The 6351-nt window shown below is 70.7% G+C and carries 7 protein-coding genes; 2 read left to right on the forward strand and 5 right to left on the reverse strand.

Annotated elements, in window-relative coordinates:
- Positions 1-62: 62 nt before the first annotated feature.
- The 5 genes from ABZ671_RS32195 to ABZ671_RS32215 form a co-directional block, all read right to left on the reverse strand.
- The gene (locus tag ABZ671_RS32195; protein ID WP_357865171.1) at positions 63-2453 is read right to left on the reverse strand and encodes an excinuclease ABC subunit UvrA; all 2391 of its coding nucleotides are present in this window, start codon (positions 2451-2453) and stop codon (positions 63-65) included.
- A 221-nt stretch (positions 2454-2674) separates the two neighbouring features.
- Positions 2675-3085, reverse strand: a complete 411-nt coding sequence (locus ABZ671_RS32200; RefSeq protein WP_357865174.1) for a VOC family protein — start codon at positions 3083-3085, stop codon at positions 2675-2677.
- A gap of 5 nt (positions 3086-3090) precedes the next feature.
- Positions 3091-3543 carry a helix-turn-helix transcriptional regulator gene (locus ABZ671_RS32205; protein ID WP_357865176.1) on the reverse strand — a complete coding sequence of 151 codons (453 nt, stop codon included), beginning with the start codon at positions 3541-3543 and terminating at the stop codon, positions 3091-3093.
- Positions 3544-3576: 33 nt separating this feature from the next.
- The gene (locus ABZ671_RS32210) at positions 3577-4158 is read right to left on the reverse strand and encodes a GNAT family N-acetyltransferase (RefSeq protein WP_357865179.1); all 582 of its coding nucleotides are present in this window, start codon (positions 4156-4158) and stop codon (positions 3577-3579) included.
- Positions 4159-4197: 39 nt separating this feature from the next.
- Positions 4198-4926 (reverse strand): SDR family oxidoreductase, encoded by a 729-nt coding sequence (locus ABZ671_RS32215; RefSeq protein ID WP_357865188.1) that lies wholly within the window; start codon positions 4924-4926, stop codon positions 4198-4200.
- A gap of 145 nt (positions 4927-5071) precedes the next feature.
- Between ABZ671_RS32215 and ABZ671_RS32220 the strand changes: the two genes are divergently transcribed.
- Together ABZ671_RS32220 and ABZ671_RS32225 are read left to right on the forward strand one after the other, a co-directional pair.
- Entirely contained in the window at positions 5072-5530 is a 459-nt protein-coding gene (locus ABZ671_RS32220; protein WP_357865182.1) for a peroxiredoxin, read from the forward strand.
- 67 nt (positions 5531-5597) lie between these two features.
- Complete coding sequence (locus ABZ671_RS32225; protein ID WP_357865185.1) at positions 5598-6275, forward strand: hypothetical protein; 678 nt, start codon at positions 5598-5600, stop codon at positions 6273-6275.
- Positions 6276-6351 lie beyond the last annotated feature (76 nt).

Here is a 6351-nt window from a genome sequence, read left to right on the forward strand (position 1 = left end):
GCAGCATCGGCTCGGCGGCCCGCTGCCTCGGCACGGGCGGGTCGTGGTGGCCCGGCCGGGACTCAGCGGTCTGCGCCGATGTAGGCCGCGAGGTGCTCGCCGGTGAGCGTGGAGCGGGCGGCGACGAGATCGGCGGGTGTGCCCTCGAAGACGACCCGGCCGCCGTCGTGGCCGGCGCCGGGACCGAGGTCGATGATCCAGTCGGCGTGCGCCATGACTGCCTGGTGGTGTTCGATGACGATGACCGACTTGCCGGAGTCGACGAGCCGGTCGAGCAGGCCGAGCAACTGCTCGACGTCGGCGAGGTGCAGGCCGGTGGTCGGTTCGTCGAGGACGTAGACGCCGCCCTTGTCGCTCATGTGGGTGGCCAGCTTGAGCCGTTGCCGTTCGCCACCGGAGAGCGTGGTGAGCGGCTGACCGAGGCTGAGGTAGCCGAGCCCGACGTCGGCGAGCCGGTGGAGGATGGCGTGTGCGGCCGGGGTGCGCGCGTCGCCGGCGCCGAAGAACTCTTCGGCTTCGGTCACCGACATGGCGAGTACCTCGCTGATGTCGCGGCCGCCGAGGTGGTATTCCAGCACCGATGCCTGGAACCGCTTCCCGTCGCATTCTTCGCAGGTGGTGGCGACGCCGGCCATCATCGCCAGGTCGGTGTAGATGACGCCGGCGCCGTTGCAGGTGGGGCAGGCGCCTTCGGAATTGGCGCTGAACAGTGCCGGCTTCACGCCGTTGGCCTTCGCGAAGGCCTTGCGGATCGGGTCGAGCAGTCCGGTGTACGTGGCGGGGTTGCTGCGTCGCGAGCCGCGGATGGGGGTCTGGTCGACCGATACCACCCCGTCCCGCCCGGAGACCGAGCCGTGGATCAGCGAGCTTTTGCCCGAGCCGGCCACGCCGGTGACGACGACCAGCACGCCGAGCGGGATGTCGAGGTCGACGTTGTGCAGGTTGTGGGTGTTGGCGGCGCGTACTTCCAGCACGCCTGATCGGGTCCGCGCCGACGGTTTGAGGGTGGCCCGGTCGTCCAGGTGCCGCCCGGTGAGTGTGCCGCTGGCGCGCAGCCCGTCGATGGTGCCTTCGAACATCACCTCTCCCCCGGCGGCGCCGGCGCCGGGGCCGAGGTCGACGACGTGGTCGGCGATGGCGATCGTCTCGGGTTTGTGTTCGATGACCAGCACGGTGTTGCCCTTGTCGCGCAGCTGCAGCAGCAGGCGGTTCATCCGTTGGATGTCGTGGGGGTGCAGGCCGATGGTCGGCTCGTCGAAGACGTAGGTGATGTCGGTCAGCGAGGAGCCGAGGTGGCGGATCATTTTGACGCGCTGCGCCTCGCCGCCGGAGAGGGTGCCCGAGGGTCGGTCGAGGCTGAGGTAGCCGAGCCCGATCTCGACGAACGAGTCGAGGGTGTGCTGCAGCGCCGTCAGCAGCGGTGCGACGGATGGTTCGGCCAGGGCGCGTACCCAGTCGGCGAGGTCGCTGATCTGCATCGCGCAGGCGTCGGCGATGTTGATGTCGTTGATCTTGGATGATCGGGCCGCCTCGGACAGGCGGGTGCCGCCGCAGTCGGGGCAGGTTCTGAAGGTGACCACGCGTTCCACGAAGGCGCGGATGTGCGGCTGCAGGGCGTCGATGTCCTTGGAGAGCATCGATTTCTGGATTTTCGGGATGAGGCCCTCGTACGTGAGGTTGATACCCTCGACTTTGATCTTGGTTGGTTCCTTGTAGAGCAGGTCGTTGAGCTCTCGTTTGGTGAACTTGCGGATCGGCTTGTCGGGGTCGAAGAAGCCGCAGCCGGTGAAGATGCGGCCGTACCAGCCGTCCATGCTGTAGCCGGGGATGGTGAGCGCGCCCTCGTTGAGGGATTTGCTGTCGTCGTACAGGGCGGACAGGTCGAAGTCGTTGACCCTGCCCATGCCTTCGCAGCGTGGGCACATGCCACCGGTGATGTGGAAGCTGCGCCGTTCCTTTGTCGTCCTGCCGGCTCGTTCGAGGGTGACCGCGCCGGCGCCGCTGATCGAGGCGACGTTGAAGGAGAAGGCCTGGGGTGAGCCGATGTGTGGTTGCCCGAGTCGGCTGAAGAGGATGCGCAGCATGGCGTTGGCGTCGGTGGCGGTGCCGACGGTGGAGCGGGCGTTGGCGCCCATCCGCTCCTGGTCGACGATGATCGCGGTCGTCAGCCCTTCGAGGACGTCGACCTCGGGCCGCGCGAGGGTCGGCATGAAGCCCTGCACGAAGGCGCTGTAGGTCTCGTTGATCATCCGCTGCGACTCGGCGGCGATGGTGCCGAACACCAGCGAGCTCTTGCCCGAGCCGGAGACGCCGGTGAAGACGGTCAGCCGGCGTTTCGGGATCTCGATGGTGACGTCCTTGAGGTTGTTCTCGCGGGCGCCCTGGACGCGGATCAGGTCGTGGGTGTCGGCAAGGTGCGGCGTCGGCGACCGCGGGTCCGTCGTCGTGGCCATGCTCTGTGTGTCTCCATCCTTGCGGGCGGGGCCGTTCGTGGTCCCGCCTCGCGCCGTTTGCGGCCCTCAGATCAAGTTTGCGCGGTTCGGCTGCCGCAGTGCCCCCGGTGGGACGCCCGGGCCGGGCGTCGCGGCGCGCTGACCACGGTAGCCGCACACCCGGCCCGCGCGTCAGACCAACCTGCCGCAGTCCGTGGCGGGGCGTCGATGTCGCCGACGGCTCAGCGCAGCTCCTGAATGCGGATCATGTTGCCGGCGGGGTCGCGGAAGGCGCAGTCGCGGATGCCGTACGGCTGTTCGGTCGGTTCCTGGACGACCTCGGCGGCGCTGGCCTGCAGCCGCTCGAAGGTGGCGTCGAGGTCCTTGGTGGCCAGCAGGAGCATGGCGTAGGTGCCCTTGGCCATCATCTCGGCGATGGTGCGCCGCTCGTCGTCGGTGAGGCCGGGGTTGACGGACGGCGGCGCAAGGACGATGGAGGTGTCGGGTTGGTCCGCAGGGCCGACCGTGATCCAGCGGATCTTGCCCTGCCCGACGTCGTTGCGGACCTCGAAGCCGAGGGCGTCGCGGTAGAAGGCCAGCGCGGCGTCCGGGTCGTCCTGCGGGAGGAAACTTGCGTGAATGGTGATGTCCATGCAGGTCAGGCTAGTTGCGGCTCGGCGGGGCGCGCTTCTCGATTCCTGATCGGTCTGGTGACCTGTTTCGCCACGCACGGCGGCATTCCCGCCGTCGCGCGGGTCGCCTGACGGCGGTAGGTCCGGGGCGGCATGCCGACCAGCTCGGTGAAGCGGGTGCTGAAGGTGCCCAGCGAGGAGAAGCCGACGGCGAAACAGACTTCGGTGACGCTGAGGTCGCCTCGGCGCAGCAGGGCCATGGCGCGTTCGATGCGCCGGGTCATGAGGTAGGCGTATGGGGGCTCGCCGTAGGCCTGTCGGAACTGGCGGCTGAGGTGCCCGGCGGACATGTTCACGCCGCGGGCGAGCGCTTCGACGTCCAGTGGCTGCGCGTATTCCCGGTCGATTCGGTCGCGGACGCGGCGCAGCCGCGCGAGGTCGCGCAGATGTTGGTCTCCTGCGGCGGGTCTGCTGGTCACCTGCGAAATCGTGTCATATCGTGCCTAAGTTGCCTAACGCTGGGGCGGATCGGTGGCCAGGCGGGCGTGCACGTGCATGTCGTGCCAGCCGTCGGCGTGCCGCCCGGCGCTGCGGTTGGTGCCTTCGGCGGCGAGGCCGGCCCGCTCGGCCACTCGGCAGGAAGCCGGGTTCGCCGTCGAGTGGCGCAGCCACACCCGGTGCAGCCCCAACTGTCGGACGGACCAGTCGGTGAGGGCCGCCAGGGCGCGTGGGGCGACGCGTCGGCCGCGTGCGGCGGGCAGCACCCAGTACGACACCTCCGCCTGTGCCTCGGTGAGGTCGATGCGGCGCAGGCTGATCTGGCCGAGCACGCCGGACTGGTTGGTGACGGCCCAGCCCGCGCCGGTTTCCTGCCGCCAGCGCAGCGGCCAGGAGTCGATCCACTGGCGGGCCTCGTCGTTCGTCATGGTCCGGCAGTGCCAGCGTTGGATGGCCGGGTCGGCGTACGCGGCGAGCACGGCGGGCCGGTCGGCGGGCTGCCAGGGTCGCAGCCGGAGACCGTCGGCGTCGATGTCGGGCTGGGGTCGGTGCGCCAGGGCGCCGGGCGGCAGGGCCGGGGTGGTGAGCAGGGGCATGGGGGCATCCTCCCGCGGTAGGAGTGGTGCGGGCCCGGGTCAGAGACCGCCGGCGATGCGTAGGACGGCGCCGGTGGTGTAGGAGGCGTCGGGGCCGAGGAGGAAGGCGATGGCGCCGGCGATCTCGTCGGGGTCGCCGGCGCGGCCCAGCGGGATGCGTCCGGCGGCGGTGTCGGGGCGGTCGGGGTCGCCGGAGAGGGCGTGGATGTCGGTGCGGATGATGCCGGGGGCGACGGCGTTGACGCGGATGCCGCGCGGGGCGAGTTCCTTGGCCAGGCCGACGGTGAAGGTGTCGGTGGCGGCCTTGACTGCGGCGTAGTGGAGGTATTCGCCGGGGCTGCCGAGGGTGGCGGCGGCGGAGGAGACGTTGACGATGGCGCCGCCGCGGGTCATTCGGCGGGCGGCCTGTTGGGCGCAGAGGACGTAGCCGATGAGGTTGACGTCGACGACTCGGCGCAGGTCGTCGTGGCGCAGGTCGGTGAAGGGGCCGATCGGGCTGGTGATGCCGGCGTTGTTGACCAGGCCGGTGACGGGTCCGAGGTCGGCGGCGGCGTCGAAGAGGTGCTGCACCTGGTCGGGGTCGGTGGTGTCGGTGGGGACGGCGATGCCGCGTCGGCCGGCGGCCTGGACGTCGGCGAGGACGGTCTTCGCGGCGTCGTGTTCGCGGCGGTAGGCGATGGCGATGTCGTGGCCGGCGGTAGCGAGCCGGCGGGTGGTGGCGGCGCCGATGCCGCGGCTCCCGCCGGTGATGATGGTGACGGAGGCCAATGCCATCTCCCCTGCCCTGGTAGTTCCGGTGACGTTACCGCGAGCGGGCCGGGGACCGGGTGGAGAGGACGGTCACACCGTGACGCTGCGTGGGGTTGGCCACCTACGCTCACCGCGATGGTGGCTTCGTTCCCTGGAGGTACGCGTGGCGGTGGGTGTCGGTGACCTGGTCGAGGATTTTGAGCTGCCGGACGAGACGGGCACGACGCGGCGGTTGTCGGGGTTTCTCACGGCGGGGCCGGTGGTGTTGTTCTTCTATCCGGCGGCGATGACGCGGGGCTGCACGGTGGAGAGTTGCCACTTCCGGGACCTGGCGGCGGAGTTCGCGGCGGTTGGCGCGCAGCGGATCGGGATCAGCCGGGACCCGGTGGCGAAGCAGGCGGAGTTCTCCCGCCGGCACGGCTTCGACTATCCGCTGCTGTCGGACGTCGACGGGGCGGTGGCTGCGGCGTTCGGGGTGCGGCGCCGGCTGCCGTTGGGGGCGTTGAGCACGCGGCGGATGACGTTCGTGATCGGCCCGGACCGGCGGGTGCTGGCCGTGGTGCACAGCGAGTTGAGCATGAACGAGCACGCCGACGCGGCGTTGCGCGCCCTGGGGGGCTGATCTTCCGGCTGTCGCAGCCGGCTGGTATCAAGGCTGCACATCAAACACATGTACGGAAGAGGGCGTGATGGCGGGGCAGGGTTTGTCCACTGAAGAGGTGCAGGGGATTCGGGAGGCGTTGGCGGCGGGCCGCAAGCCGAAGGTGGTGTTCACCGCGGCGGCCGGGCAGATGGCCGGTCAGCTCGGGCAGGTGGTGGAGCTGACCGACCCGGCGGTTTCCGAGGAGTTCGTGGTGGTGCGGTTCGGCCGGGACGAGTTGCCCTTCTCCCCCGCCGACGTGGCCATCGCGCCGAAGGGGGTCGGGCGGAAGCCGGCGGAGCCGCAGCCGGAGGCGGAGCAGCCGTCGGCGCCGGAGCCGGAGTTCGTGTTGGACACGCCGCCGGTGCCGGCGCCGCGCCGGGAGGAGCCGAAGGTGGAACAGCAGGTGGAGGCGAAGCCGGCGAAGCGGGCGGTGAAGGCGGCCAAGCCGAAGAGTCCGTCCGGGCTGACCGTGACGTTGGCGTACGCCGACGGTGAGTGGACGGTGGCGGCGCAGCAGGGCGCCAAGGCCCTGGCGAAGCCGTACGTGGTGAAGCCGGCGGAGGCGCTGCGGATGGTGGCGTTGGTGGACGTGCCGGGGGTGCAGGAGGCGGTGGAGCAGATCCTGGCCGCGGAGCGGGCCGAGGCGGAGCAGCAGGCGGAGAAGCTGCGCGCCGAGCTGGCGGAGATCGAGACGCGGCTGGCGGAGCTGCGCGAGGCGGGCTGACGGCCCGGCCCGGTGCCCTCACTCTGGTGAGGGGCCCCGGGCCGCGGCTGGCGCGGGGGGGGGGGGCGCCCCCCCC

The sequence above is a fragment of the Micromonospora sp. NPDC006766 genome, from assembly GCF_040636055.1.
Classification (GTDB): domain Bacteria; phylum Actinomycetota; class Actinomycetes; order Mycobacteriales; family Micromonosporaceae; genus Micromonospora.